Source organism: Mesorhizobium sp. M1142 (assembly GCF_040318565.1).
In the GTDB taxonomy this organism is placed as follows: Bacteria; Pseudomonadota; Alphaproteobacteria; order Rhizobiales; family Rhizobiaceae; genus Mesorhizobium.
This window is the reverse complement of record NZ_JAMYMK010000022.1, coordinates 37,414-63,778: the sequence shown is the minus strand read 5'-3', so window position 1 is coordinate 63,778 and position 26,365 is coordinate 37,414. Positions and strand designations below refer to the sequence as shown.

General features: G+C 59.2%; 24 protein-coding genes and 2 pseudogenes. 11 read left to right on the top strand and 15 right to left on the bottom strand.

Annotation, left to right across the window (positions count from 1 at the left end; all coding sequences use genetic code 11):
- Position 1 precedes the first annotated feature (1 nt).
- From NKH42_RS26765 to NKH42_RS26750, 4 genes are all read left to right on the top strand, one after another.
- Positions 2–448 (top strand): RbsD/FucU family protein, encoded by a 447-nt coding sequence (locus NKH42_RS26765; RefSeq protein ID WP_352752383.1) that lies wholly within the window; start codon positions 2–4, stop codon positions 446–448.
- Positions 445–1,368 carry a carbohydrate kinase family protein gene (locus tag NKH42_RS26760; RefSeq protein ID WP_352647144.1) on the top strand — a complete coding sequence of 308 codons (924 nt, stop codon included), beginning with the start codon at positions 445–447 and terminating at the stop codon, positions 1,366–1,368. Before NKH42_RS26765 ends, NKH42_RS26760 begins: the two co-directional genes overlap by 4 nt.
- A gap of 252 nt (positions 1,369–1,620) precedes the next feature.
- The gene (locus NKH42_RS26755; RefSeq protein WP_352507570.1) at positions 1,621–2,763 is read left to right on the top strand and encodes a DegT/DnrJ/EryC1/StrS family aminotransferase; all 1,143 of its coding nucleotides are present in this window, start codon (positions 1,621–1,623) and stop codon (positions 2,761–2,763) included.
- Positions 2,764–2,781: 18 nt separating this feature from the next.
- Positions 2,782–2,988, top strand: a complete 207-nt coding sequence (locus NKH42_RS26750) for a hypothetical protein (RefSeq protein WP_352752385.1) — start codon at positions 2,782–2,784, stop codon at positions 2,986–2,988.
- 23 nt (positions 2,989–3,011) lie between these two features.
- On the opposite strand, the pseudogene NKH42_RS26745 reads toward NKH42_RS26750, so the two are convergent.
- Positions 3,012–3,411 (bottom strand): annotated as a pseudogene (locus NKH42_RS26745) (type II toxin-antitoxin system VapC family toxin).
- Between the two features lie 184 nt (positions 3,412–3,595).
- Between NKH42_RS26745 and NKH42_RS26740 the strand changes: the two are divergent.
- Positions 3,596–4,615 (top strand): LLM class flavin-dependent oxidoreductase, encoded by a 1,020-nt coding sequence (locus NKH42_RS26740; protein ID WP_352752387.1) that lies wholly within the window; start codon positions 3,596–3,598, stop codon positions 4,613–4,615.
- Positions 4,616–4,672: 57 nt separating this feature from the next.
- Here the strand turns inward: NKH42_RS26740 and NKH42_RS26735 are convergent, their stop codons facing one another.
- Entirely contained in the window at positions 4,673–5,299 is a 627-nt protein-coding gene (locus NKH42_RS26735; RefSeq protein ID WP_352754400.1) for a CDP-alcohol phosphatidyltransferase family protein, read from the bottom strand.
- 274 nt (positions 5,300–5,573) lie between these two features.
- Here NKH42_RS26735 and NKH42_RS26730 point away from each other — a divergent pair, with 274 nt between their 5' ends.
- Positions 5,574–6,047 carry a phosphatidylglycerophosphatase A family protein gene (locus NKH42_RS26730; protein WP_352752391.1) on the top strand — a complete coding sequence of 158 codons (474 nt, stop codon included), beginning with the start codon at positions 5,574–5,576 and terminating at the stop codon, positions 6,045–6,047.
- A 70-nt stretch (positions 6,048–6,117) separates the two neighbouring features.
- Here the strand turns inward: NKH42_RS26730 and NKH42_RS26725 are convergent.
- The 8 genes and pseudogenes from NKH42_RS26725 to NKH42_RS26690 all read right to left on the bottom strand — a co-directional run.
- A pseudogene (locus NKH42_RS26725) lies at positions 6,118–6,258 on the bottom strand (aromatic-ring hydroxylase C-terminal domain-containing protein); the annotation flags it as partial.
- A gap of 203 nt (positions 6,259–6,461) precedes the next feature.
- Positions 6,462–7,319, bottom strand: a complete 858-nt coding sequence (locus NKH42_RS26720; protein WP_352752392.1) for a protein-L-isoaspartate O-methyltransferase family protein — start codon at positions 7,317–7,319, stop codon at positions 6,462–6,464.
- 180 nt (positions 7,320–7,499) lie between these two features.
- Positions 7,500–9,131, bottom strand: coding sequence for an ABC transporter ATP-binding protein (locus NKH42_RS26715; protein WP_352752394.1), 1,632 nt, complete (start codon positions 9,129–9,131; stop codon positions 7,500–7,502).
- The gene (locus NKH42_RS26710; protein ID WP_352974652.1) at positions 9,121–10,005 is read right to left on the bottom strand and encodes an ABC transporter permease; all 885 of its coding nucleotides are present in this window, start codon (positions 10,003–10,005) and stop codon (positions 9,121–9,123) included. The genes NKH42_RS26715 and NKH42_RS26710 overlap by 11 nt, the downstream gene beginning before the upstream one ends.
- Positions 10,002–11,048 carry an ABC transporter permease gene (locus NKH42_RS26705; protein WP_352752398.1) on the bottom strand — a complete coding sequence of 349 codons (1,047 nt, stop codon included), beginning with the start codon at positions 11,046–11,048 and terminating at the stop codon, positions 10,002–10,004. Before NKH42_RS26705 ends, NKH42_RS26710 begins: the two co-directional genes overlap by 4 nt.
- A 100-nt stretch (positions 11,049–11,148) precedes the next feature.
- A complete protein-coding gene (locus tag NKH42_RS26700; RefSeq protein WP_352752400.1) occupies positions 11,149–12,756 on the bottom strand; it encodes an ABC transporter substrate-binding protein in 1,608 nt (535 codons plus the stop codon).
- A 113-nt stretch (positions 12,757–12,869) separates the two neighbouring features.
- A complete protein-coding gene (locus NKH42_RS26695) occupies positions 12,870–13,223 on the bottom strand; it encodes a Rieske (2Fe-2S) protein (RefSeq protein WP_292653661.1) in 354 nt (117 codons plus the stop codon).
- A gap of 11 nt (positions 13,224–13,234) precedes the next feature.
- Positions 13,235–14,317, bottom strand: coding sequence for an amidohydrolase family protein (locus tag NKH42_RS26690; protein WP_352752401.1), 1,083 nt, complete (start codon positions 14,315–14,317; stop codon positions 13,235–13,237).
- A gap of 133 nt (positions 14,318–14,450) precedes the next feature.
- Here NKH42_RS26690 and NKH42_RS26685 point away from each other — a divergent pair, with 133 nt between their 5' ends.
- The gene (locus NKH42_RS26685) at positions 14,451–15,308 is read left to right on the top strand and encodes a LysR family transcriptional regulator (protein WP_352705746.1); all 858 of its coding nucleotides are present in this window, start codon (positions 14,451–14,453) and stop codon (positions 15,306–15,308) included.
- A 211-nt stretch (positions 15,309–15,519) separates the two neighbouring features.
- Complete coding sequence (locus NKH42_RS26680) at positions 15,520–16,476, top strand: FAD-binding oxidoreductase (protein ID WP_352752403.1); 957 nt, start codon at positions 15,520–15,522, stop codon at positions 16,474–16,476.
- Between the two features lie 707 nt (positions 16,477–17,183).
- On the opposite strand, the gene ligD is transcribed toward NKH42_RS26680, so the two are convergent.
- On the bottom strand, positions 17,184–19,805 hold the full coding sequence (ligD, locus tag NKH42_RS26675) for a non-homologous end-joining DNA ligase (protein WP_352754404.1): 2,622 nt from the start codon (positions 19,803–19,805) through the stop codon (positions 17,184–17,186).
- 377 nt (positions 19,806–20,182) lie between these two features.
- Between ligD and NKH42_RS26670 the strand changes: the two genes are divergently transcribed.
- Both NKH42_RS26670 and NKH42_RS26665 read left to right on the top strand, forming a co-directional pair.
- Positions 20,183–20,839, top strand: a complete 657-nt coding sequence (locus NKH42_RS26670; RefSeq protein WP_352507556.1) for a Crp/Fnr family transcriptional regulator — start codon at positions 20,183–20,185, stop codon at positions 20,837–20,839.
- A 561-nt stretch (positions 20,840–21,400) separates the two neighbouring features.
- Positions 21,401–22,159, top strand: coding sequence for a LuxR C-terminal-related transcriptional regulator (locus tag NKH42_RS26665; RefSeq protein WP_352507591.1), 759 nt, complete (start codon positions 21,401–21,403; stop codon positions 22,157–22,159).
- Positions 22,160–22,298: 139 nt separating this feature from the next.
- Here the strand turns inward: NKH42_RS26665 and NKH42_RS26660 are convergent, their stop codons facing one another.
- From NKH42_RS26660 to NKH42_RS26645, 4 genes are all read right to left on the bottom strand, one after another.
- Positions 22,299–22,565 carry a hypothetical protein gene (locus tag NKH42_RS26660; protein ID WP_352507555.1) on the bottom strand — a complete coding sequence of 89 codons (267 nt, stop codon included), beginning with the start codon at positions 22,563–22,565 and terminating at the stop codon, positions 22,299–22,301.
- Between the two features lie 154 nt (positions 22,566–22,719).
- A complete protein-coding gene (locus NKH42_RS26655; protein ID WP_352507554.1) occupies positions 22,720–23,373 on the bottom strand; it encodes a PIG-L deacetylase family protein in 654 nt (217 codons plus the stop codon).
- Entirely contained in the window at positions 23,370–24,185 is an 816-nt protein-coding gene (locus NKH42_RS26650) for a sugar phosphate nucleotidyltransferase (protein WP_352507553.1), read from the bottom strand. The genes NKH42_RS26655 and NKH42_RS26650 overlap by 4 nt, the downstream gene beginning before the upstream one ends.
- On the bottom strand, positions 24,182–25,477 hold the full coding sequence (locus NKH42_RS26645; RefSeq protein WP_352753239.1) for a methyltransferase domain-containing protein: 1,296 nt from the start codon (positions 25,475–25,477) through the stop codon (positions 24,182–24,184). The genes NKH42_RS26650 and NKH42_RS26645 overlap by 4 nt, the downstream gene beginning before the upstream one ends.
- A 339-nt stretch (positions 25,478–25,816) precedes the next feature.
- On the opposite strand from NKH42_RS26645, the gene rfbC reads away from it, so the two are divergent.
- Positions 25,817–26,356 (top strand): dTDP-4-dehydrorhamnose 3,5-epimerase, encoded by a 540-nt coding sequence (gene rfbC, locus NKH42_RS26640; protein ID WP_352507552.1) that lies wholly within the window; start codon positions 25,817–25,819, stop codon positions 26,354–26,356.
- Positions 26,357–26,365: the final 9 nt, after the last annotated feature.

Genomic DNA, 26,365 nt, shown 5'->3' with positions numbered 1-26,365 from the left:
CATGCTGATCGGCATCCCGGCGCTGCTCGGCCCGGAGTTTCTGGCGATATTGCGCGCCATGGGCCATGGCGACGAGATAGCCTTGGTCGACGGCAACTACCCGGCCGAGCAGCAGGCACACCGGCTGATCCGCGCCGACGGTCATCATCTCGTCCCGGTGCTCGATGCGGTATTGAGCGTATTGCCGGTCGACGACGCCGTGCCGCAGGCGCTGTTTCGCGCCTCGGCCAAAGGCGATCCCCTGCTCGCCGATCCGGTTCACCATGAGATGGAAGCGATCTGCGCCAGCCGTGCGCCGGGCCGCAAGGTGGTTGCGCTTGCCGGCGCCGACTTTTATGCACGGGTCAAGGCCGCACATGCAATTGTCGCGACGAGCGAGCCGCGGCTTTATGCCAACATCATCATTCGCAAGGGCGTGATCTATCCGCCGGAAAGCAAGACTTCATGATCCTCTGCTGTGGCGAAGCCCTGATCGATATGCTGCCGCGGACCACGACGGAGGGCGAGTCGGCCTTTGCGCCCTATGTTGGTGGTGCCGTCTTCAACTCGGCAATTGCGCTTGGCCGGCTCGGCGCGCCCGCTGCCTTCTTCTCCGGCCTGTCGTCGGATCTGTTCGGGGGCCAGCTCAGGGAGGCACTGGGAGCCAGCAAGGTCAGTTCCACCTATGCACACACCTCGCCGCGCCCGACTACGCTCGCCTTCGTGCGGCTCAACAACGGCCAGGCGACCTACACCTTCTACGACGAGAACACCGCCGGGCGCATGCTGACCATCGAGGACCTGCCGGAACTCGGCAGCGAGATCGAGGCCATGCTGTTCGGCGCCATCAGCCTGATCTCGGAGCCGGCCGGGTCGGCCTATGAAGAGTTCATGCGACGCGAGCATGAGCGCCGAGTGATGATGCTCGACCCCAACATCCGGCCAAACTTCATTCCCGACAAGGCCAAGCACCTCAGGCGCATCCGCGGCATGATGGCGATGGCCGACATCGTCAAATTGTCGGACGAGGATCTGAACTGGTTCGACGAAGCCGGCTCGCATGAGGACGTCGTGCGCAACTGGCTGGACCGCGGTCCGAAGCTGATCGTCGTCACCCACGGCAGCGAGGGCGCGGTCGGTTACAGCAGCCGGCACCGGGTCACGGTCGTGCCGGACAAGGTCGAGGTGGTCGATACGGTCGGCGCCGGCGACACATTCAATGCCGGCATCCTTGCCTCCTTGCACGAACAGGGCCTGTTGTCGAAGACGGCCATCGCCGGCCTGCCGGAAGAAGCCATCCATAAGGCGCTGACGCTCGGCGCGAAAGCCGCGGCTGTGACGGTCTCGCGGGCCGGCGCCAACCCGCCGTCGCGGCATGAAATTGCCTAACCGGCTGGCAACACGCTCAAGGACCTGCCTGCCGCGATCACTTTATGTTTCGTCGACCCGGCGGGACGGGCTGTGAGGTCCATATCGAGCCGGCCGAAGCCCGGATTTCCCCGCGTTTAAGAGGGCAGGTCGGAAGTCAGCGGTAACAGGCTGCGACATTTGAGCAATTCAGGGTTTTGCCCTGCGGCTTTCTCGGCCGTGCCAAGTCTGCTACCAGCGGCCGGTTATCTGACTAAACCGTTTGAGGCCGACATGCAGTTCATCGATCTTGGCGCGCAGCGCGAACGCATCCGCGACAGGCTGAAAGCGGCAATCGACCGGGTCGTCGACGAAGGCCGCTATATCCTCGGACCTCAGGTCACCGAATTCGAAAACAAGCTCGCCGCCTATATTGGCACCAAGCATGTGGTCGCTTGCGCCAACGGCACCGATGCGCTGCTGTTGCCGCTGTTTGCCGCCGGCATCGGCCCGGGCGACGCGGTGTTCGTGCCGAGCTTCACTTTTGCCGCCACCGCCGAAGTGGTGGCGCTGACCAAGGCCGAACCGGTGTTCGTCGATGTCGATGCCGACAGCTACAATATCGACACCGCCAGCCTCGAGGCGGCAATCGCCATGATCAAGGCGGAAGGCCGGCTGAGGCCGAAGGCAATCATTCCCGTCGACCTGTTCGGCCTCGCCGCCGATTACGAGGCGATCATGGCCATCGCCGATCGCGAAGGCCTGATGGTCATCGAGGATGCGGCGCAGGCGACCGGGGGCTCGGCCGACGGCAAGATGTGCGGCTCGTTCGGCACCGTCGGCTCGACCAGCTTCTATCCGGCAAAGCCGCTCGGCTGCTATGGCGACGGCGGTGCGATGTTCACCAATGACGATGCGCTGGCCGAACAGCTGCGCTCGTTCGCCTTTCACGGCAAAGGCGAAACGCAATACGACAATGTCCGCGTCGGCATCAATTCACGGCTCGACACGCTTCAGGCGGCGATCCTGATAGAGAAGCTGGCCATCCTCGAGGACGAGATGGTGGCGCGGCAAGCGGTCGCCAATCGCTATGCCGAAGGTCTCGGCGATATCGTCAAGGCGGCACGCAATCTGGGCGGCGGCCGCTCGGCCTGGGCGCAATACGCCATCGAAACGCCGAAACGCGACGGGCTCAAGGCACATCTCGGTGAAAAGGGCATTCCGTCGGTCATCTACTATGTGAAACCGCTGCACAGCCAGATTGCCTATCGCGATTATCCGCGCACCCCGACCGGCCTTGCCGTTTCGGAAGAGCTGCCGAAGCGCATCCTGTGCCTGCCGATGCATCCCTATCTGAGCGAGGCTGACCAGGACCGGATCATCGAAACGATCCGTAACTATATCGGCTCGAATTCGGCGCATGTAGCGGCGGCATAAATTCGAAAGCTTCGAAGCGTGGTCGCGGATTACATCGACGAGTTCATCATGTTCTGCACCGGGTTGTGGATGGCTGGCGTCGGCTTCGGATTTTTCTTGGACCCCTCTCAAGCTCGCCCCGGCCAACGGCAGGCATGGTGGACGAACTTTGGAACCCATTTTAAATGGATGGGGCCGCTGTTGATCATCATCGCGATAGTGCTCGCATTCGCGGCGCCTTCCTAGCGGACCCTATTTCGGCGGGCTATTCACGAGTTCGGTGTGATCAGCTTGAGCGACGGAAAGTAGGTACGGTAGCGGCCAACATCGCGCGTGAGTAGCGGCAGCCCATTGACGGCGGCATGAGCACCGATGAAGAAATCAGGCAGCACGCCGGTGCGCAATCCCCCCGATCGCCGGTACTGCGTAAAAACCTTTCCCGCGAGGAACAGTGCTGCCCGTGGCATAGGAGCCACTTCGAGACCAGCTTCATCAACAAAGGCGTCGAGATCCTCGATGCGCTCGTATCGGACGGCAAGCTCTGCATAGACAGCATCGTTGATCAATAACGGGCCATTCAGGCTTTGCGCCTCAAGCTGGGCGATCGATCCGCCGAGTCGGTTCATTGGTGACAAGATCGAGCAGAACGTTGGTGTCGACCAGCGTCACACGTCGCCACGCGTCCATTTTCGGGTCGCATATTGTGCTTCTGCATTGCCAAACTCGTCGCCTGCCCTCACCCCAAATCGGCCGGAGCGGCTTTGAAGAGTGCCGTTGGGGCAACATTTTTGAAGTGCTTTGCTCCGCGTCGAAGCATAGTCTGCACCTGTCTTTCCTCTAGGCTGGCTATTTCATGAAGAAGATTGGTTTCCTCTCGTTCGGGCACTGGACGCCCTCGCCGCAATCACAGACGCGGACGGCATCTGATGCGCTTTTGCAGTCCGTCGAGCTGGCCGTCGCGGCCGAGGAGCTGGGTGCGAACGGCGCGTATTTCCGCGTGCATCACTTCGCGCGCCAGCTCGCGTCGCCCTTCCCGCTGCTGGCAGCGGTTGGGGCGAAGACCAGACGAATCGAGATCGGCACGGCGGTGATCGACATGCGTTACGAGAACCCGCTCTATATGGCCGAGGACGCCGGCGCCGCCGATCTAATCGCCGGAGGGCGTCTGCAGCTGGGCATCAGCCGCGGCTCGCCGGAGCAGGTAATCGAGGGATGGCGCTACTTCGGCTACGCCCCGCAAGCGGGCGAGAGCGATGCCGACATGGCCCGCAGACACACCGGAGTGCTGCTCGAAGTGTTGCTAGGCAAAGGCTTTGCGCAGCCCAACCCGCGGCCGATGTTTCCCAACCCGCCTGGCTTGCTTCGCGTCGAGCCGCACTCGGAGGGCCTGCGCGAGCGCATCTGGTGGGGCGCCGCCACAAACGCCACCGCCGAATGGGCGGCGAAACTGGGGATGAACCTGCAGAGCTCCACGCTCAAATTCGATGAGGGGGGAAAGCGGTTTCACATCCAGCAGGCCGAACAGATCCGGGCTTTTCGTGAGGCCTGGAAGGCGGCCGCACACACGCGCGAGCCGCGGGTGTCGGTCAGCCGGAGCATTTTTGCTTTGGTCGACGATCGCGACCGGGCCTATTTCGGCGGCAACCAAAGCGGAGATCATTTCGGTTACATCGAGGCAGACAGACGCGCCGTGTTCGGCCGGTCCTATGCCGCCGAACCGGACGTCCTGATCGAGCAGCTAAAGGGCGACGAAGCCATCGCCGAGGCCGATACGCTGCTGCTTACCGTCCCCAATCAGCTCGGCGTCGACTACAATGCCCACGTCATCGAGGCGATCCTGACCCATGTCGCCCCTGGCTTGGGCTGGCGCTGACGCGCAACTTTGTTGGAAAAGCACGGCGGTCGATACAATGCTTGCGTTCTAGCTGTCTCACGGCTGCTTTCCGTCGGCTCGTTTCAGCATCGCGAATGCGCGACTGATCCGTTGCAGCGCTGTGGCGTTGGCCAGCACTGCGTAAAGCGCGAACCCACCCGCCAGAATCCAGGGCGATGCCGCGCCCAGGGCGGCCGCGACTCCGTCGGCGGCGAGCAGCACGCAAATGAAAACCAGACGTTCCATCCGCTCGAAGAAATCCGGCCAACCATGGTTTTCCACAGGGATTTCCAGCGCCGTCCGCGCCTTGGCGTAACTTGTGAGTATCCCGCCGGCGAACGCGAACATTGCGATCGCCCACAGATCGGCGACCCAGCCGATAGCCGCAAAGACGGCCAATTCCTGATAGCGGTCGACGACGGCATCGAAATAGCCACCGGCCTTGGTGCTCATATTTGTCCGGCGGGCGACCGCACCGTCCAGCGCATCGAAGGTGAAGGCAAACGCCAGGCAAAGGCCGAAGGCAAGGCTTGAATGGTGGTAGACGTAAGCCGCCGAGGACAAAGCGACGAGCACGAGCCCGCTGGCCGTAACCTGGTTCGGCGTCATGCCGATCCCGATCAGCGGAGAAGCGGCCTGCTCCCATAGCGGGTCGATGCGACTTTTCATGAGACCGGCGATCATGGCGGCTCCTCTGACGATGTCGTTTCACCGAGCTTTACCAGCAATTTGCGGGTTTGTTCCACCGTCGCTACCGTTCGACTTGGTCAACGCAGACGGAGAACTGGCTCAGCAACGTTCTCAACCGGCCGCAACAGCGATTTCTTTTTGGCGGATGCGGCCGGCGGATTAAGGCGCTCGCCAAGCTGACGGAGCAAATCGACCGGCGGTCTGGCGGCCGCACCCGAACGATGTGACTATGATTGCTTGCCATCCGTCGGAAGCCGGCCGAAACTCGATGCATAAATTCTCACCCAAGTTTGCCTACCTGCTCGCGACCTCTCTTGGCGCGGGATTATCTCCAATATGGCCGGGCACAGCCGGCGCAATGGTTGGAGTGGCTGTTACCGCAGCTCTGATACCTGCATCGCCTTGGCTGACCGTGCTTGCCTATACGGCCCTGTTCGCCGTCGGCGTATGGGCGTCGTCGCATGTCATCTCCCGTACCGGGACGGAGGATCCACAGATCGTCGTCATCGATGAGACCTTCGGCGCCGCCGTGACACTTTCCATGCTTCCGATCGACCCACTCTGGTGGGCAGCAGGCTTCCTTGCTTTCCGGTTTTTCGACGTCGTCAAGCCTTGGCCCATCCGTATCATGCACGACAAGGTAAGGGGTGGGGCCGGCATTATGCTGGACGATGCCGCCGCGGCTGTCGTCGCTGGGGCGTTGCTGCTCCTGCTGAACGGTTTGATTGACCATTTGCGGTAATGGCGACATTCGGTCTGCCAAGGCCACGGTGGCCCATCGGCGCGGCGGAACGCAGGAGGTATCCGCGCGCTCACCGATGGTGTTCGTGTGCCTGCGTGCGGAAACCAAACCCGTCAAGTGTTTCGATCAGCACCTGTACGGGATCAGGCACGCCGTGCGATGACCGCCACGCGACAAAGCCGTCCGGCCTGACCAAGACAGCACCGCCGCTTTCAACCCCGCGTGGGTCTGGTCAGTCGTCGGACAAGAGAAAGCCTGTGCTGCAGCCGGCCAGGACCGCGCCTGCAATCCGCACGCGCGGATCGGGGAAACTCAGGACGCAATGATGTTTCGGACCGCTCCCGATGGTATAGATCGTTCGTGGAATGCCGTGCCGCACGCTACGACGGTGACACGCAAGTTCGACATCGATCTCTAGGCTTTCGAAATCCAGTATGTGTCGGTCACCAACCAAGCGTTCTCGCTGCCATTTTTTTGTCGCCCTCGGTGATATTGCGCGAGACGGGTAACCTTGCCTCGCGCAGCCTTGAGGGCGGCCATCAAGGCCTTTTCTTCGTCACTGCGCCTGGCTCCGCTGCAGGGGTAAAACCCGCATGGCACAAGTGATCGTACGGGAAAGGTATCGCCAGCCCTTTCCAGAAGCATCATGAAGCATCGTTGGTCTTCGCCCGTGAACGGCAGCGCCATCCGGCCAGCGTCGGACAAATTTGAAAGCCACCGTTCCGGCACGTGCGTCACTCCGGCAAAGGCGACAACGACATCGAGGTCCGGCAGATCAACTGCCTGCGTTGCATCACCGGATACCACTTCGACATGGGCATAATGAGCAAGATTGCTTTGCGCGCGCCGGGCGAGTTCTTCGTCGATCTCATAGGCAATCACGCGTCCTTCAGAACCCGTCAGTTCAGCGAGGATGGCGGTGAAATAGCCGACACCGGCGCCTACCTGAAGGACGGTCTGGCCGGGAGCGATGTTCACATGGTCGAAAACCAAGGCCCAAAGCGACGGCAAACCGCTGTTTAATCCGCGTTTTTCGTCAAGTGAGACCAGAACGTCGTGGTAAATCTCATGAAGTGCGGCTGAAGGGCTGGTATGGACCGCCCCGATCTGCAATCTCGAATGGATACGCCATGGCCCGTTGCCAAGGTAGTATTCGCGCGGAACCTTTGCGAAGGCCTCGATGACAGCAGGGTTGTGTAAGACTGGTGACGAGACACGCAGGTCTTCGGCAAACCACCGGCGCGCTTCACTAGCATCGCTTTGTGTTGGCATGGACTATTGGCTCCCGAATTGCGCGTATTCAATCATCGTTTCAGAAAGCCGAACGGCGGCAAAGGCTCGCCGTCCTCGTATGGACGGGTGCTGCGCGCTGTGCGATCGAGCGCTGCTTCGCCCAGCGCCCACCGCGAAGCTATAAATCGTGGCGATATGGAAGAACACTCTGCCCGACGATCACATCCTCCGGCTGGCGAGCAGCCTTGTGAGCCAGTCCGGATCCATTTCCGGCACGGAGGACAACAGCCGTTCGGTATAGGGGGCATGCGGCGGCGTGAGAATTTCGCTCTTTAATCCCTGCTCAACGACTTTACCCTGGTGCATGACCACAATTTCGTCGGCGATGGCCCGCACGGTGGCAATGTCATGGGTGATGAAAATGTAGCTCATGCCGAGGTCGCGCTGAAGCCGCATTAACAGCTTCAGGATTTCCTCTTGCACAATCTGGTCGAGCGCGGACGTGATTTCGTCGCAGATAACGAGTTCCGGGTCGGCGGCCAAGGCCCGAGCGATGCAAACGCGCTGCTTCTGACCCCCCGATAGTTCGGCCGGCAGACGGTCAAGGTAAGTTTCGCTCATCTCGACCATGTGCATGAGTTCGTCGATCCGCCGGTCCCTCTGCGCACCCTGCAGGCCAAGGTAGAACTCAAGCGGCCGAGCTATGACTTCTTCGACCGTCTGGCGCGGATTAAGTGCGTTGTCGGGCATTTGATAAATCATCTGTATGCGGCGCAGGATCTCTTTTGGGCGCGTCTTCAGGGTCTTGGAAAGGGTCTGGCCGGCAAAGGAAATCGACCCCGAAAGCGGTGGCAGCAGGCCGGTAACGACGCGGGCGAGCGTCGATTTCCCGGAACCGGATTCGCCGACCACGGCCACTGTTCTTCCACGTGGAACTTTGATGGACACATCCTGGAGCACCTTGATCGCCCGACCGTAGGCCGCCGTGACGTTGTCTATCGTAAGCAGATAGTCATCGGCCGGAACTTCGGGCTTTGCGAGCTTGCGCACGGCCCAGAGCGTTCTGGTATATTCCTGGCTGGGCGAGGCGAGCATCTGGCGCGTTTCTGCCTCCTCCACGGTAAGTCCATGGCGCAAAACCATGATGCGATCCGCCATTTGCGCCACCACCGCCAGGTCATGCGTCACATAGATTGCAGCGGTGTTGAATTCCTCCACGATGTTGCGAATGGAGGCGAGAACTTCGACCTGTGTCGTCACATCGAGCGCCGTCGTTGGCTCGTCGAAGACGATGAGGTCCGGACGGCAAGCCATCGCCATCGCGGTCATAGCCCGCTGCAACTGTCCGCCGGAAACCTGATGAGGATAGCGAAAGCCGATGGTCTCCGGATCTGGAAGCTGAAGACGGCGATAGAGATCGACCGCACTCCGGTTCGCTTTTTCTCGGCTGGCAATCCCATGAGCCACCACAGTTTCGACGGTCTGATCGAGGAGTCGGTGGGCTGGATTGAAAGAGGCCGCGGCGCTTTGCGCGACATAGGCGATGCGCGAGCCTCGGAGGCGGCGACGTCCTGTTTCGCTGATTGCCAGAAGATCGATACCGTCGAACAGGATCGAGCCCTTTGTGATCCGGCAGCCCGGCTTGGCGTAACCCATCGCGGCGAGGCCGATGGTGGATTTTCCGGCGCCTGACTCGCCGATCAGGCCAAGAACCTCCCCCCGCTTCAGCGCCAGATCGACCCCGCGGACAATGGGATGCCACCGCTCGTCCGAGAAACCCTCCACATGCAAATTGCGGATCTGAAGCAGATGCTTGCCTTTTTCGCGCAATCCGGGGGCGCTATTTTTCATCCCGCAACCCACTTGTTGCGTGGAGGAACCAGTCGAAGACGAAATTCACGGAGACCGTGAGGAGGGCAATCGCGCCGGCCGGCAGCAGCGGGGTGACGTCGCCGTAGGTGATCAGGGTCGCATTCTCGCGCACCATCGATCCCCAATCGGCGGTCGGTGGCTGAATACCGACGCCCAGGAAGGACAGTGCCGCGATCGTGAGGAATACGAAGCAAAATCGCAAGCCGAATTCCGCGACCAGCGGGGGCATCACGTTGGGAAGGATTTCCTTGGCGATGATCCATTTCGGGCCTTCACCGCGCAATCGCGCCACTTCGACGTATTCCATCACTGCCACGTTAAGCCCGACAGCGCGTGCGAGGCGAAAGACACGGGTAGAATCGAGCAGCGCAATGATGATTATCAGGCTGGTGATCGACGAGCCGAAGATCGAAAGCAGCACCAGGGCAAAGATCAGGCTTGGGATCGACATCAACACGTCCACCGCACGCGACAGTATCTGGTCGAGCCATCCTCGGTACAATGCGACTAGAAGGCCTAGCGAGACGCCGACTGCGAAGGACAGCAGCGTGGTCGCGACGGCGATACCGATGGTGTTGCGCGCACCATAAATCAAGCGTGTGAGCATATCGCGGCCGAGCTGGTCGGTTCCCAATTTGAACTGCTGGCTCCACGGTGCGAAGGCTTCGCTGAAGACCTGCGTTTCGCCATATGGGGCGATCCAGTGCGCGAAGACCGCAACGATGACATAGCCGATGATCACGAGGATGCCGAACCAGGCACTGAAGGGTGCCTTCTTCAGTGCCGTTTTGGCCCGGGTGCCGCGCGAGCGCCTCAGCCTGTGAACCTGAGCGACGGGTTCGTAGCTGGTCATCGTGGATGCAGGAGCCTGGGATTGGTGGCGATGGAAATGATGTCGGCTGTTAGATTGAGGAGGATATAGGTCGCCGCGAAAATCAGGGCGCAGGCCTGGACAACCGGAACATCCCTGGATTTGACCGCATCAACCATCAGCTGACCAATGCCGGGATAGACGAACACCACTTCGACCACGACCACTCCGACGACGAGATAAGCCAGATTGAACGCCACCACAGTGACGATCGGAGCCCATGCGTTGGGCAACGCATGCCTGAGTACGATTGTCATGGGCGACATTCCCTTGAGACGCGCCATGTCGATATAGGGGCTTGCCAGCATGTTGATGATCGCCGCTCGTGTCATGCGCATCATATGGGCGACGATGACGAGCGTAAGCGTGATCGCCGGCAAGGCTACTCTCCAAACATGCTCCCAGAACGGCGTCTGGTCGTTCACATTCGACAATGTCGGGAACTTGGGAACTGCATTGAGTATCCAGTTCAATGAGACCGCAAGCCAGTGTGGCAGTGATTGTGCGAACTCGGATCCGATGAACGTGTCGCGCGAGATGACGAGATAGGCAAGCATATAGGCGACGAAAAACTCCGGGAACGAAATCGTTGTCAGCGTCACTGCGTTCACCAGCCGGTCGAACCAGCCATTGCGGTAGAGCGCAGCGAGGATGCCCAGTCCCAGGGCTAGCGGAACTGCAATCAGCGCGGTCATCGATGCAAGGAACATCGTATTGTAGAGGCGTGGCGCGATGATGTCGGCGACGGTACGCCGGTACCCGGTGCGACTGGCGAATGAAGAGCCGAAATCACCGTGGAGCATCTGCCCGACCCAGACGAAGTAGCGCTCGACAGGCGGACGGTCGATGCCGATTTCTCGCTGGAAGGCGGCGACCGTTTCGGGTGTCGCGGATTGCCCGAGCATCGCCTTGGCGAAGTCGCCCGGCAGCATTGCAATCGCAGAGAAGATAATGATGGACACGATGAACAGCGTGACCAGGCCGAGGCCAAGCCGCTGCAGAACCGTTCTTGCGACGGGGTTCATGGGTACGCGTTTCCCGTTGCTGCCGCCGCCCTGCCACACCAGTCAGGGCACGCGGTTGCAAGCCGGAGCCTAATAGCCATCGCGGGTCCGGCCCGCACTTTCACGCAGTGGCAATCCACCAGCGTTCGGCCATCTTCAGTCCATCGTTCTCCCAGTTCGGCGCCACCTCGCCATGTGCGAGCTTGCTGGATTTGGCGCTGACGAAATTGTTGAAGACCAGCACGATGCTGCCGCCATCATCATGGGTCAGTTGCTGCATCTCGGCATACATTGCCGCCCGCTTGGCCTCGTCCGTTTCGGCGCGCGCCTGGACAAGCAATTCGTTGAAGCGGGGATTCTTCCAGAACGACTCGTTCCAGCTGGAGTCTGCGGCAAAGGCTTGCGTGAACATCCAGTCGGCTGTCGCGCGACCGCTCCAATACGAAGCGCACCAAGGTTTCTTGAGCCAGACATTGTCCCAGTAGGCGTCCTCGGCCTCACGCACGACGTTTACGTCGATGCCGCACTGGGCTGCCGTCTCGCGGATGAGCGCAGCCGCATCCACCGCGCCTGCAAAAGCGGCATCGGCGACCGAGAGGTCCACCTTCAGTTTTTCCATTCCTGCCTTTTTCAGGTAATGCTTGGCTTTTTCCGGATCGAAACTGTGCTGCGGCTGCGGATTGGTGGCGAATTTGATCGCCGGCGCGATCGGGTTGTCGTTGGCCACGGTGGCGTGACCGAGAAAGATTTTGTCGACGATCTCCTGACGGTTGATCGCCCATTTCAAAGCCATTCGGACGTCTGGATTGTCGAACGGCGCCATCGTGACATTCATCGGTAAGGTATAGTGGCCATAGCCGGTGACCTCGACGATCTCCACCTTGGGATTGCGTTTCAACATGCCGAGGGTCTTGAGGTCGGCGCGGCCAATATAGTCCACCTCCCCTGTCGACAGCGCGGCCATGCGGGCGGCGAGATCGGTGATGGCGATGAACTCCACCTCGTCGAGATAGGGTTTGCCGTTCTTGAAATAGTTCGGATTGCGCTTGAGTTTGGCCGAAACGCCGGGCTGGAAATTCTCGAGCACGAAAGCTCCGGTGCGAACGCCCGATCCCCAATCCGCCTTGCCGTCCTTGGACGGCATGATGACCAGATGGTAGTCACTCATGATGTAGGGGAAATCGGCGTTGCCGCTCTTCAACGTGAAGACAACCGTCTCCGGGCCATCCGCCTTGATGCTTGCGACGGGCTCAAGCAGCGGCTTCGCCGCCGATTTGGTTTCGTCGCCCATATGATAGCGCAGCGAAGCCACGACGTCGTCCGCCGTGACATTCTTGCCATTGTGGAAGGTTGCGCCCTTGCGTAGCTTGAAGACCCAGGTTTTGGCCCCGCCCGACGATTCAAAGCTCTCGGCAAGGTCCGGTTGGACGTTGCCTTTCGCGTCGACCTCGGTGAGGCTGTTGGACATCGAGCCCGAGAACGCGGTCTGTGTGAACGTATCCAGGTAGCCGGCCGGATCGATCGAATCGGTTGTTGCGCCATGTGCCATGCCGAGCTTGGCGAAGCCGCCCTGCAGCGGTTCGGCTCGTGCCGTGCTGACGAAGAGCTTGTCCGCAGCGGTGAGCGTCAGCCCAGCGGCCAGCCCAAGATGAATGAAGTCGCGACGGGAAATCTTGCCGCGACCAATCAGGCTTTGAGCGATACCAAGCTTGTATTCAGATTCTGACATTTGACTCTCCCATTGCGGATTTTCCGCGTTATTGTTCGTCACGCACCCTGTGTAGAAATCTGCTTGTTAGCTGCGATCACCCTTTCTTCTGACTGCTCAAATCCGCACCTCAATCAGGCCGTCACATAGATGCTGCCCGCCTCGACAGTGACTGGAAATGTGCGCGCGCGAACGGACGGATCGACCAAAGCCGCGCCTGATTTGATGTCGAATTCCCAGCCATGCCAGGCGCAGCGCACGATCTCGTTTTCGCGGTGATAGATGAATTGCGCCTCTTCGACCGGTGCAGTTGTTCCGCATTGCGGCCCCTCGCAAAGCGGAGCTCCACGGTGGGGACAAACGTTCAGCAGCGCGTGGAATGAATCTCCGATGCGGAAAACGCCGACCGAAAGGCTGCGGATTTTGGCAATAAAGGGAGATCCGGTTTCGATCTCGTCAACGCGACAGATATATGTCTTCTCGGGCATTGTCTGCTTCCTCAGGCGGCATTCGCCGCTTGCGCGCGGGGGATGCGCTTGTAAACCTCCAGCGCATTCAGGCCCATGATCTTGCTCTTCCAGGCGGGAGGGAGTTGCAGCGTGTTGGCATCGTCATAGTCCCAATGCGGATAGTCGGAGGCAAACATCAGCGTATTTTCCCCGTCCATCGCTTCCAAAGTGGACCAGAGATGCTGAATATTTGCGGGCTGCTCCAGCGGCTGCGTGGAAAAGCGGATGTTGCGCCGGCAATATTCGGAAGGCAGCATCTTCAGCCATGGCGTCTCTTTTCGTAGGGCTTTGTAATCTGCGTCCAGGCGCCACAGCACCGACGGCACCCAGGCGACGCCGCATTCGATGACCACGAAGTAGAGGTCCGGCCATTTTTCGAAGACGCCATGCGCAATCATGCTTGCGACATGCGAAATTGCCGACATGTGCAGGATAGCATGGGTCTCCCAGAAGAATGTCGTCGGCGCAGGAGCGATCGCAGTCGAATTCACGCCGCCATGGCCGCCCAGATGTATGGCAAAGGGCAGCCCCACCTCGGCGCATGCTTCGTAGATCGGATGGTAAAACGGATCGCCATAGGGCTTGACGGAGCCTTGCGAGGCAAGAACCTGAACCATGCGCGGATGATTGCCCAGGCGGCGTATCTCGGCGGCCGCGAGCTTCGGATCCTGTGGCGCGATGATGATCGAGCCCATGAAGCGGTCGTCCTTCGGCAGCCATTGGTCGATCTGGTAGTCATTATAGGCGCTGACGAGGGCGCTGGCATAATAGGGATTGGCGAGAGTGGAAGCCTCGATCGGCTCATCGCCAGTCAGGATCGCCACATCGACGTTGTACTTGTCGAGGTGCTTCTCCTTCATGATGAGATAGTTGTCGGCTTCCGTCTTCGGACGGACGTCCTTGCGGGAGAAGTCCTGCGGATGAAACCAGGGACGATGGCCATGCGGGAAGGCGCCAACGGGACCTGTCTTCTCGCCTTCGACGAACATGTCCTTCCATAGGCCGGAAAGGTAAGGCTCCAACACGGTCGCGCTTGACCAGTAATTGTGACAATCGCAGTCGACTATGAACACGTTGCTCAGCTCCGTAGCTTCAGCCTGGTCGATCTGCCGGCCGATTTCACCGAGTGCAGCTTCGGCCTTGAGTATTGTTTGATCAAGCTTATGATCCTGCGCAATATGATCGACTTTTTCGATCGGAGGTCGCGTGCAGCTAGATCACATCGAAACCTTTCTCGACATCATCGAGTCGCGAAATTTCAATCGTACCGCCGATCGGCTGGGGTTGACCCAGTCGACGATCAGCACCCGGATCAAGAATCTGGAGAGCGCGATCGGGTCCGAGCTCTTCCAGCGCGGGCGCGCCGGTGCTGAGCCGACAGCCGCCGGACGGCGGTTCGAAGCCTACGCCAGATCCCTGCTGTCGACCTGGTCGCAAGCTCGACACGATGTGCGAGCATTCAACCGTTTCGAGGGCACCTTGCGCATCGCCGCACAGGTGGGCATGACCCGCTCGGTCCTGCCCGGATGGGTCGAGACATTGTGCCAGGCGCTTCCAAGATCCTCGATCCATGTCGAGTCGGATTATTCGAACCAGATGGTCAGCGACCTAAGCATGGGAAATCTGGATATCGCCGTCCTTTATGCGCCTCGCTACCTGCCTGAGATCGCCTACGAACATCTGATGGTGGAGGAATATGTGATGGTTTCGACGGCTGCCAGAACGCTGTCCGACGTCGACCCTGAAACCTACATTCGCCCGGGCTACACCGCCGTGCTGGAAAAGACGCACGCAGAACTGCTGGCCCAACTGGCGATCTGCCGGCTTTCGACAGGATCGGAAACTCTGGCGGAGATCATGCTGCGGCGAACGGGCGGCACCTGCTACATGCGCAGCGATGATGCGCGCAGGTTCACAGCTGAACTTCCATCGTTCCTCGTCGAGGGCGCGCCGACGCTGCACCAGCCAGTCCATACCGCGATACTTGCGCGCCGCAAACACGAACCCATTATTCGTAAAGGCATCCGAGCTCTCCAGGTGGCGGTCATGTCACTGGAAGTTTAATCGAAATTGCCGATCATAAAGGTAGGATTGCGCGGCTGTTAAGCGGGTTTTGAAATGGCATCTTGGCTCGACTTCAAACCCGAGTTGAATGATGAATGCATACGCCGCCTTTGGGCCCTCCGGCTTCGTCCCGACGAAGCGTCATCGGCAGTGGGCCCAGAGCACGCCGCAACTTGTGCTCTGCCGGCGCGTGATCGACGAAACGCACGATGTGAAAACATTCGTTCTCACACCCGTTTCAGATCGGATGTTCTGCTTCAGCGCTGGCCAGTATGTTCTGGTGCACCTTACGATCGACGGTGCCGCAGTGACGCGCTCCTACTCCGTTTCGTCACCGCCGACGCGACCGCTCGACCTTCAGATCACCGTGAAACGGACGCCGGGCGGGCTCGTTTCGAATTGGCTGCATGACAATTTGAAGCCGGGCGATGGGATCGAGATCGAAGGGCCGCTCGGCTCGTTCAATCTCGACGATCTGCCGCACGGAAAGTCCCTTTTCCTTTCGGGTGGCAGCGGGATAACGCCCGTCATGTCTATGCTGCGGGCACTTACCGACCGCGCAGCCGACCAGGATATCCGCTTCATTCATAGTGCGAGAACGCCGGACGACATCATCTTTCGGCTAGAACTGGACGCACTTGCCGCTCGCTTTCCCAATGTTCAAGTGACTTGCATTTGCAGTCGGGAAGACCCAGCCTGGACGGGTCCAACTGGACGCATTAACAGTCAGATGCTTCTCAATCTGGTTCCCGATCTCCACAGCCGCACCGTCTTTGCCTGTGGGCCGGAATCCTACATGAAGGCGGCACGCGGCTGCCTGGATGGGATCGGCCTCGCCCCTTCACAGTATCATGAGGAGAGCTTCGGAGGCGGCAACAATTCGCGTTCGGTACTGGCTTCAGAGATTTCGTCTTCGGTCCGCTTCGCCCGCTCCGGCATTGCGCATCACTGCGCGCCTGGAGAGACCTTGCTCGAAGCGGCGCGCCAATGTGGCGTCTACGTCCCGACCGCCTGCCAGCAGGGAGTTTGCGGTACGTGCCGGATCGCCAAGCTGTCCGGCGAAGTCGTCATGGATGACCTAGGCGGGCTGACCTTGGAGGACAAATCGGCAGGCTACGTCCTGGCGTGCTGCAGCTGCCCACAAGGCGACGTTTGGCTTGATCTCTAATTGTCGCATCCGCATCGCGGGACGAAATCGGGGCAGGCTTTGCGTTCCACGAGCAGGCCATACTACTGCAACCGCAAGTGATTAGCGTTTCGGAACCTTTTTCCGCCTACCACTTTGACCAGCGAGATCGTCTCGTGCACGATCGCTAGGGAACGAATGCCCAATTGGCTGCCTTTGCAACCACGACAAAGGCAAGTGGTGGTCAGCCCAGCCGGCTTCGCAGCTACTCGGATGCGGTGGCGAACTCGGTGACTTACAGCATCAAACGATGTCTGCCCGACTCGTAAAGTTGTCCGAGCCGAAAGGTGACGTCCCGCCAAACTAATAGGAAGCCGATCTGACAACAGAAGGCAAGAGCTCCTGGATCATCCCTTGCCGGCGCGGTCCGCCTGCGGCCACCCGATGCTTCGCAATTGAATAGTCGCTTCCCTCAACTCGCAGGGGACTCCCGGCGTCGGATTGAGGCAGGCCTAAGTGTTGGTAGCGGCCTTAGTATAGAGGCAATGACTACGCTCTCAAGTTGGAGCGCCCAAACAGAGCCACGGAAAAGCCGTTCATCAGAACCCGGATCGCATGAGATCCGGAGCGTCCACTCTCCGCCACCGCAATCGAAATCCGCTGTTTGTGAATATCCAAACCAACAAATCAGGTATCTTCCATGAGGCACGTCTCCTATGCATGAGCCCTGTGCCGGCCAGCCGGCTTAACTACTTGCCTTTTTTAAGGGTTCGGCGCCTCGATGTTCCGGCGTAGGCGGGGCGCTCGGCTCCCAGGTCTTTTGCTGACTTGTCGTCGCGCAAACCTTTGAACGCAGCCTGCCTAACATTGCCATCGCGTGTCCAGCCCGCCATTTCGATTTCTGCTACAAGTTCCGGTCTGGTCCAAAATACGGCCGGATCTTCTTTTGGGGCTCCATTGCCGGTGAAGGGCGACGTCTTATCCTTGGCAGCCTTTAGACGTGGGAGAAGCTGCTTGACCTTCGTCTTACTGTAGCCCGTTCCTACCCGGCCAATGTAGGCGAAATGGTCACCGCGATTGACGCCAACCAACAACGACCGAAACTTGCCGTTGGTGGATGACCACCCCCCGATAATCACTTCATGGCCAGACCGACATTTTGATTTCGCCCAGCCATCGCTTCTGCCCGACACGTACACCGCATCGATCTTCTTCGAGATGATGCCCGCAACTCGCAGGGCCGCATGACCGCTATTTGCGAAGTGTTCCACATAACGGACGAGCTGACTGCCCTCCCCATGATGAACATTGCTTAGCATCTGTTTCAGGCGCTCCTTCCGGGCGGAGAGCGGCATTTGCCGCAACTCGCCAGCGTCATCGAACAACATGTCAAAGGCAAAGAAGACAAGGTCATTGGTTCTCCTCAGCGACAAAGCGGCCTGTAGGGCGGAAAAATCCGGCGCTCCGTTTTCGCCATGCGCCACGATCTCGCCATCGATGATGACATCGGGAAGGCTTGACGCCTCTTTTGCAATTGCCGCAAACTTATAGGTCCAATCCAGGCCTTTGCGCGTCTTCAGCGTGACGGCGCCGGCTTGAACACGCAGCTGGATTCGATAGCCGTCGAGCTTAATCTCGTGGACCCAATCGCGCCCACCAGGGGGTCGGGACAGGGTCTCGCACATTTGAGGGGCGATGAACTCCGGCATTCTTGCCTCGGCAGTGCGCGAGGCAGCTTTCCGGTGGGGCTGGGACGGCTTTGCTTTTTTGGTAGCACGCTTGTCCCTGGGGGCGCCCGGGTTACTGTCCCACACGACGCCGCCACTGCCTGCTGCGAAGCCGCTCATCGCAAAAGGTTTTGTGCCTGCACGCTTTCCGGCGCCGATCGTCGCGACAGTTCGGCCGGAGGCCTCCGCCAAGACCGCTTCGCCATCACCGTCGCGAGCTTGTTGATCGCTATGCTTGATCAGTAGCCAGTTTGATCGTTTTGCTGCCATGGTGCGCCGAGCATGCGTCCTCGTGGCGGCAACGACGGCAAATGCGGTGAAGAAGAGAATGCCTGGATCGGCGCCGCCACCTGACACTGAGCCGGCAACTATGCTGGCGAGGGAAGCGTTTCTGACGCTCGTCACGACTGCATCGGTCTCCGGGTCCACCCATTTGCGTACCCGGCCCATTCCGCGGACGACGACACCGAGCATGATGGTCATCAGGAGCGATCCGAAGACGCCAAGCTGGGACAGAACTGCGATCGGCCAGCTCGATGCCCTCGAACTGCCGAAACCGACGCCAAGGCCACTGGTGTCCAGGAAGGATTGCAGGCTCTTGATGTTCCAGTAGGTGCGCTCCTCGCCGGAGGCAGAATCCGCCTTGTTGATAATGGTGGCGTTTATTAGCTTGACGAACGGTTCTAGGAGCTCGGCATTGTAGAGGCTGATGCCTATTATGGCCACCACGCCTGTGGCCATTAGCGCGGTTATCAGTATCTCCTCGCGCTGAACCTTCCCCCTGAGGACCGAAAGCAACGTCGAGAAGGCGACCGGAATGCACAGGAGAATCAGACCAGCGTAGGCGGTCGATGATGTCGACAGAATGGTCAGGAAGAGCAGGACGCCTGCCAGCCACTGGGCAAGGCGTGATTTAGTCTTTCTCCAGTACGTGTAGCAGAATGCCAAGCAGGCGAGGGAAACGCCAGCGAAGGAAGAGGCCTCCGAAAAAGGTCCCGTGATCCGAACGAATCCTGCCTCGACCGCCTCCGTTATAAGGGCGTAGTTCGCGGTTCTGATCGGGGAGAGCAAATCTCCCGCCCCAGCGTTCTTGCCAATGAAATCGACCAGCCCCATGCCTGTGTGCAGACCGCACCACAGAAAGAAGCCGCGGCGGACCTGATCGATCCTGTTGGAGTGCAGCAGCAGCGCACAAAGCGCGATGGCGGTGAGCCCGCCAAGAATGAAGTAGCCCGTCTGGGAAACGTTGCCCGAAACCGGCGCGAGAGAAGCTTCGACGACGGCGCCGCGGGTTTTCGACTGTACGAAGACGGCGGTCTGTCCTGCGAAGAATCTTGGAAACAGCCATGCTCCGATGATTGCGTACGCTATGAGGCTCGTGAGAACCCAAACAGGGCGGATGCTTCCGAATACGCTGCCAAGGTCGAACCAGATGCGACGCCTTGCAGTAACCGCCATGACGAGCAGGGCCGCAAACATGGTGTAGATCAGTGGAGATGATCCACCTAAAAAGGTCAGGGTCATGAGGGCCGTCGCGCCGAACGCCTGGGAAGCTATCAGGCCTATGATCAGCATTCCCCTGGAATAGTAGGCAACGACCAAAATAGCCGCGCACACCAGCAAGCCCGGTAAAGAGACCTGCATTGTTGATCGGCCCTCCCGCTTGGTTTGGCCCTGGTGTGCGCACGCAGGACGCTGTCCGACGGCTCATCTTTCGGCAGGTGGGTATTCCGGGCAAGAGAGCCAAAGGGCGTAGCCTAAGATCCCGCAACTGCAGGACGCGGCAGGCACTCCTCCTTACGGTGGATACTCGGAGGCTTAACCGCCCTTGCAACAGTTTACCTCATTCAAACAGACGAGGACAGTGGGCCAGCCTGCCCCTAGGGTAAGAGGTCGTTCTGTCGAAATTATCCGGGAGATAATGGAGATTACATGGAAGGTGATGGGAAATAGAAGCAACCTCGTGATACTCCATGCAAACATTATTGCAGTTCATAAGCTCTCATCCCATAGGGGGGACATTGTCAAAGAACGAGTGGGGGAACGACGATTTTCTCGGTGTTACCGCAAAAATCTACAAACCCCATTCGGTGATATGCCGCCAGGATGACGACAACAGCGAGATATTCATCGTAAAATCGGGTTGGGCCATCCTTTACCAGGGATTACTGGACGGAGAACGGCAGATCATCGACACTCCTCTTAGGGGGGACATTGTCGGTTTCCGTGGTGCGGACGGACCCCGTCTAGCGTCACTGGCGGCCATAACCGAACTAGCCGTTTATGAAATTTCCAGTAAGGAACTGGTAGAGGCGATCTTGTCGGACGGCCGCCTCGGCAAGAAGATCGCCTACTCCCTGGCCCGCCTGAACGCCATCCTTGCCGAACATCTTATGAATACCGGGCGGCGGAACGCGATGAGGCGCACGGCCCATTTCCTGCTCGAGTTGGAGGAGAGGCTCTCCATGGTTGGGCTGTCGGCCCATGGAAGATATGATTGTCCCCTTACCCAAAATGAACTGGCCGACATTCTTGGAATGACCACCGTTCACGTCAACCGAACATTAAGGGAACTTCGCAAGGCCGATCTCGTCTCTTTCAAGTCAGGCCATGTAGAGGTGATCAACCGCAAGAAGCTGGTTGAAACAGCCGGATTCGATAAAGAGTATCTCAGGTAACGGGTATCTCTGTTCGAGCGGCAGCGCATCGGCCATCAGTAAATTTTCCGCTGGGAGACACGACGTTTGCGGACAACTGGTCGTGCGCCGCATACCTGGCAGGGAGCGTATGTCTCGACGGCGGCAGCCGCGACGGCAACACGGTCTGTCGCGAGGACCGGCGCGCTGCCGAAATATCTGCAAGTGCCCACATAGTACGGGTAGACCAAGCGTTCTCGAGCTAAAGCGTTGGGCCGCTTGGCCATCGCCAGCAGGCAGTCGAACGTCGATCGCTAGTGCCTGCGGCGGTCCATGCCTGCGTCTTCAGCCAGATTGCAGTCCAGCTCGGCATGGGATTGTCTGAAAATTATGAAAAGACAACCTATGTTAGAGACTGCTTAATAATAAACCTTACACTTCCCAAGCTGGTCTCGCTGAGGGCGGAGAACTGCAAAAGGGTTTAGTGGGGTAATCGAGCCTCGACCTTTCACAAGGCGTGGTATCAAACCTTCAATGCTAGGGAATGAGGATACTATATCGGCCGCCGCAAGGCGGCTTGTTCGGGAAAGAGTGGGTATTGATATGGATTCCACAGCAGAACTGCATAACTACACTTCGGCCAATCGGTCAGGAGTTCCTTCCGACGGAACGGAAAGCGTCCGCGGGCAAGCAGGCAGGGAATGTCTCCTCATCCTGGACGGAAGAGCCTTAGACCGCGAGTGTCTCGCATCGGCTCTCGTGGACCACGATCTCGGCATGCAGGTCGTCGCCATGGGTTCGATCGGCGAATGGCGCGTGAAGAAGGGTTCGGCCCTTCCCCTTGCAGCCATACTCTTCAACCTTGGCGGCCGGAAGGTCACCGATCATGGCATCGCAGACGAGATCAGTCATATTTCGTCCGAGTTCAAATCAGTTCCTGTGGTCATCCTGGCCGACACCGAAGAGCTTGCACAGATACTGACCGCTCTCGAATGCGGCGCACGCGGCTACATTCCGACCTCAGTCGGTATCGACGTCTGTGTCGAGGCTATCAACCTTGCGGCAGCGGGCGGCATCTTCGTGCCAGCGAGCAGTGTCCTTTCCATGCGGCACCTGATAGATTCGGGCAGTCGCGACACGCAGCCTTTGACAGGCATGTTCACGCTCAGGCAGGCCGAGGTTGCCCAGGCGCTTCGGCGCGGCAAGGCGAACAAGATCATCGCCTACGAACTGAATCTGCGCGAAAGCACCGTGAAGGTCCACATCCGAAATATCATGAAGAAGCTGAAGGCGACCAACCGCACGGAAGTCGCCTACAAGGTCAACGATCTCCTCGCGGAAGGAACTCTGGCTCAAGAGTGACCCAGGCATAATGCTGCCTGCCTTGGGTCCCGGAAGTCGAAGGGCCTCCGTCATGGGTCTTCGGCACGATCGTCAGTTTGCCCAGTTGAGCGTAAGTCGGGTTAATTGCTGCCGCGGAATCGGCCGCTCAATCTGCAGTCTAAGCAGGCTCGGGATAGGTGTGTCTGCCAACCCATCGTATGGCCTCCTCGATCGTGTCGAAATTCTTGTGCTGCCCGCTCAGCAGCCCGAACCCCGTCTCGAGAAACCATTTGCCTTTCGTGGAGTAGACTTCCTCGTCGATCTGGGTAAGGACCGCCACCAGTTGGTCGCGTTTCCACACCAGAACTCCGGCTTCTCCGCCCTCGACCGTTCCGATCCGGACTTCGCTGAACGACAATCCAGAAGCTATTTTTGCTTTGCCCATTTTGATGTGAACCCCTCAAATTCAAAATGGTAGTAAAAATTCGTTATATTTAATGTATGTATTCTTTTTCTTCAACTCAGGCGGTGAATACAAGCTGTTTCACTCGATCAATTCGTTGATCCACCCTTATTCACAGGAGAATATGGGCCAACTGCTAAAGAATTTTGATCTTCCGGAGCGTGAAGGCCTCGGCGAAATGCTCTGGTGCTCGGCATTCCATTCCGCGCAACCTCGCAAGCCCGGCGAATGTCTCGCGGTCGAACCAGTCCTTGGAGCGCTGCGTCCCGAAATGTTCGTAGAGGAGCTCGATCTTGCGCTTCAGCACGTCGGCCGTGAGCGGCACGTAGGCATTGGGCTGGCAAAGGTCGCCATCCCATTTCGGGATCTCGTACTCGAGCACTAGATGATCGCGGAAGACGTTCCAGGTCAGTTGGTTAACCTCCCGGTGGTCCTGATGGGCGTCGAACCTAGCGTGGGTTAACACCACGTCGGGATCAACCCGTGATCTTACATCCGTCAGCCACTGCTTGATCGATCGGCTATGGGCAGGGAAGTAGCTGTCTTCGAAATCCGCAACGTCGACCGTGGACGAGCTCGATCCTTCGAGGAACGCTTCGGCCGAAGCCCTGGCTTCCGCGACCCGTCGACCGCCTGCGCTCAGCACGCACCAGCGGACGTCTAGTTTGACGCCCGACGCGATCAGGCCGAGTATCGTGCCTCCCGCACCGATTTCGATGTCGTCGGAATGGGCACCAAGGCAGAGGATCGAGAGTTCCTCCCCGCGACGTGCGAGGCCAAGCCCCCTCATGATACGGCCAGCAGCACATTGCGCCTGTTTTTCTCGGCGGTGACCTTCATATTCCAGGGCATGTCGCCCTTTTCGACCATGTCTTCAAGTGATTGCCAATCGCGCAGCGTGTCCATCGAACGCCAGAACCCTTCGTGCTTGTACGCCATCAGCTTGTTGTCAGCGATGAGTCGTCCGAAGGGTTCGAGAACGAGTTCCTCGCCGTCGCGTATGTAGTCGAAGATTTCGGGGCGGAATACGAAGTAGCCGCCATTGATCCAGATCTCCGACGTTTCCGTCGTGCGGAACTCGCGCACGCGGCCGTCTTCCGCGATGTCGGCCAAGTGGTATGTCAGCGGCGCGTGCACGGCAAGGAAGCAGCCGATCTTGCCGCTGGCCTCGAACTTCGCGATCATATCGTCGAGGTCGACATCGGTCAGGCCGTCGGAGTAGTTGGCCAGGAACATCCTCTCGTTCCTGACGTGATCCCGCGCGGCCCAGAGGCGCTCTCCGATGTTGCGCCAGATGCCCGTGTCGAGCAGGGTAATGCTCCAGTCCTTGACGATGTCGCCAAGCAGCTTCACGTCTTGGCCACCATGGGTGACCACGCAATCGGAAAAGGTCTGTGGCCGGGTGTTCAGAAAGAAATCCTTAATGACGGTTGCCTTGTAGCCCAGGCACAAGACGAATTCGTCGTGTCCGTAATCGCTGTACCACTGCATGACGTGGCGCAGGATCGGCTGCTGGCCGAGCGGAATCATCGGCTTCGGTATGCTTTCGGAATAGTCCCGGATCCGGGTCCCGCGGCCTCCGCAGAAAAGGATGACTTTCATCTTGGTAACTCCGATGAATCGATCACTGTCACGAAAGGAATTGGCACCACGAATTTCGCGCCCCAAGCGGCGACATGGTGCATCTGCTGGACGATCTCGTCCTTCAGGTTCCACGGAAGGATTAGGATGTAATCTGGCTTGGCCTGGTCGATCGCGTCGATGGGCTTGATTGGGATGTGCATGCCCGGCGTGAAGCGGCCGTGCTTATATGGATTGCGGTCCACCGTGAAATCGAGGAAGTCGGTGCCGATAGCGCAGTAGTTGAGCAGCGTGTTGCCCTTGCCAGGCGCGCCGTACCCGCAGATCCTCTTGCCTTCGTTTTTAGCCGAAATCAGGAACGCTAGGAGATCTCGCTTCGCGCGCTGCGCCTTGTAGCCGAAGGAGGTGTAGGTCGTCATTACAGTCAGCCCGTGCCTCTTTTCACGGTCGAGGAGTTCGCCGACATTGTGATCCACGGCCCAGCTGCTGCCCTCGTTGGCGAGATAAACACGCAGCGAGCCGCCATGGGTGGGCAGTTCCTCGACATCAATGAGCCGCAACCGGTGGCGGGCCGCCATCAGATCGATCGTCAGCAGCGAGAAATATGAAAAATGCTCGTGGTAGATGGTATCGAACTGGTTCTCGGCCATCAGCCGCTCGATGTGCGGGAACTCGAGAGTGATTACGCCCTCTGGTTTGAGAAGGATTTTCATTCCCGCGACGAAGTCGTTGAGGTTCGGCACCTGCGCCAGGACGTTGTTGCCAATGATGAGATCGGCGTGAAGCCCTTCGGCCGCCATTTCATTTGCCAGCCGCGCTCCAAAAAAGTCGACTCGGGTAGGCACGCCCTTCTCGACCGCAGCGCGCGCAACGTTGGCCGCCGGCTCGACGCCAAGCACGGGAACGCCGAGCGGCAGGAAGTGCTGCAGCAGGTAACCGTCGTTGCTTGCCAGTTCCACCGCAAAGCTGTGAGTTCCAAGCCCAAGCCGCTTCGTGATCGCCTCGCAATAGGCTTTCGAGTGGGCTACCCAACTTGTCGAGAAAGAAGAGAAGTAGGCATATTCGCTGAAGATGGTCTCGGGGCTCATGTACTCCTTGAGTTGCACCAGGTAGCAGCTGTCGCAGACCAGTACTTTGAGCGGGTAATAGAGTTCCATCTGGTCGAGCTGGTCCGGCCGCAGGAAGCCCTCGCAAGGAGGCGACATGCCTAGATCAACTACTGTGTGGCACAGGCGCGATCCGCAAAGTCTGCAGCTGGCAGTCCGGCGTGCCCCGTTATGGTCGCGAACGATTTCGACAGCCTGAATGTTCATTCCGTGCTCCTGTCCCGCCGGTTTGAAAAGACGGAGACGCATTGGCCTGACCAAGAACCTTTGCCGCCGCACTCCGCAGGAGGTGCTTCTTTTATGGCAGCGGCAGCTTAGGACGGTGCGCGCGCGGGTTCGATTTGCCAATCCGTTGGGTTGCCTTAATCCTAATAGGCAAACCGTAGGGGCAGTGAAGCCGCCAAGACCCTCGATCGGGTAAGCGACCGGCCCGGCATACCGCTATCGGAGAAGCCACCTAAGACTTAGGTAGCTCTTCCAGCCCGAGCGGGCGATGCCAACAATTGGACTGCCGGCCCTTACCCGGCAACTGGGGCTAAGGTTGACATGCAGTTTACCGAAACGGAGCTGAAGGGTGTCTGGCTGATCGAGCCGACGCCGGTGATTGACGACCGCGGTTCCTTCACCCGCCTGTTCTGCGAAAAAGAAATGGCTGATTGCGGGCTGGTGACGCGCTTTGTCCAGCACAGCCGCGCTCATTCGGTCGAAAAGGGAACCCTCCGGGGGCTGCATTATCAAGAGGATCCGTATGCCGAGGTAAAGCTTGTCTCCTGTGTCCGCGGCGCGATTTTTGATGTCGTCGTGGACTTGCGCCTGAACTCGCCGACGCGGCACAGCTGGCTGAGCTTCGAGTTGACGCCCGAAAACATGAAACAGGTCTACATCCCTGCCGGGTTCGCCCACGGGCTCCAGACCCTGACGAAGGACGCCGAGGTCTCGTATCTCATATCGCAGTTCTATACACCCCACGCATCGAAAGGCGTCCGCTACAGCGACCCCGCCATTTCGATAAACTGGCCTTTGATGCCGACCGCGATGTCGGAGAAGGACAGGACGTGGCCGCTGGTCAAGAAGCCGGTCCCCTAATGAACCGAA

Excerpts from the sequence above, each read along its gene's own strand:
- NKH42_RS26765 (WP_352752383.1), top strand. The coding sequence starts at position 2 with ATGCTGATCGGCATCCCGGCGCTGCTCGGCCCGGAGTTTCTGGCGATA.
- NKH42_RS26760 (WP_352647144.1), top strand. The coding sequence starts at position 445 with ATGATCCTCTGCTGTGGCGAAGCCCTGATCGATATGCTGCCGCGGACC.
- NKH42_RS26755 (WP_352507570.1), top strand. The coding sequence starts at position 1,621 with ATGCAGTTCATCGATCTTGGCGCGCAGCGCGAACGCATCCGCGACAGG.
- NKH42_RS26740 (WP_352752387.1), top strand. The coding sequence starts at position 3,596 with ATGAAGAAGATTGGTTTCCTCTCGTTCGGGCACTGGACGCCCTCGCCG.
- NKH42_RS26735 (WP_352754400.1), bottom strand. The coding sequence starts at position 5,299 with ATGATCGCCGGTCTCATGAAAAGTCGCATCGACCCGCTATGGGAGCAG.
- NKH42_RS26730 (WP_352752391.1), top strand. The coding sequence starts at position 5,574 with ATGCATAAATTCTCACCCAAGTTTGCCTACCTGCTCGCGACCTCTCTT.
- NKH42_RS26720 (WP_352752392.1), bottom strand. The coding sequence starts at position 7,319 with ATGCCAACACAAAGCGATGCTAGTGAAGCGCGCCGGTGGTTTGCCGAA.
- NKH42_RS26715 (WP_352752394.1), bottom strand. The coding sequence starts at position 9,131 with ATGAAAAATAGCGCCCCCGGATTGCGCGAAAAAGGCAAGCATCTGCTT.
- NKH42_RS26710 (WP_352974652.1), bottom strand. The coding sequence starts at position 10,005 with ATGACCAGCTACGAACCCGTCGCTCAGGTTCACAGGCTGAGGCGCTCG.
- NKH42_RS26705 (WP_352752398.1), bottom strand. The coding sequence starts at position 11,048 with ATGAACCCCGTCGCAAGAACGGTTCTGCAGCGGCTTGGCCTCGGCCTG.
- NKH42_RS26700 (WP_352752400.1), bottom strand. The coding sequence starts at position 12,756 with ATGTCAGAATCTGAATACAAGCTTGGTATCGCTCAAAGCCTGATTGGT.
- NKH42_RS26695 (WP_292653661.1), bottom strand. The coding sequence starts at position 13,223 with ATGCCCGAGAAGACATATATCTGTCGCGTTGACGAGATCGAAACCGGA.
- ligD (WP_352754404.1), bottom strand. The coding sequence starts at position 19,805 with ATGCAGGTCTCTTTACCGGGCTTGCTGGTGTGCGCGGCTATTTTGGTC.
- NKH42_RS26665 (WP_352507591.1), top strand. The coding sequence starts at position 21,401 with ATGGATTCCACAGCAGAACTGCATAACTACACTTCGGCCAATCGGTCA.
- NKH42_RS26660 (WP_352507555.1), bottom strand. The coding sequence starts at position 22,565 with ATGGGCAAAGCAAAAATAGCTTCTGGATTGTCGTTCAGCGAAGTCCGG.
- NKH42_RS26655 (WP_352507554.1), bottom strand. The coding sequence starts at position 23,373 with ATGAGGGGGCTTGGCCTCGCACGTCGCGGGGAGGAACTCTCGATCCTC.
- NKH42_RS26650 (WP_352507553.1), bottom strand. The coding sequence starts at position 24,185 with ATGAAAGTCATCCTTTTCTGCGGAGGCCGCGGGACCCGGATCCGGGAC.
- NKH42_RS26645 (WP_352753239.1), bottom strand. The coding sequence starts at position 25,477 with ATGAACATTCAGGCTGTCGAAATCGTTCGCGACCATAACGGGGCACGC.
- rfbC (WP_352507552.1), top strand. The coding sequence starts at position 25,817 with ATGCAGTTTACCGAAACGGAGCTGAAGGGTGTCTGGCTGATCGAGCCG.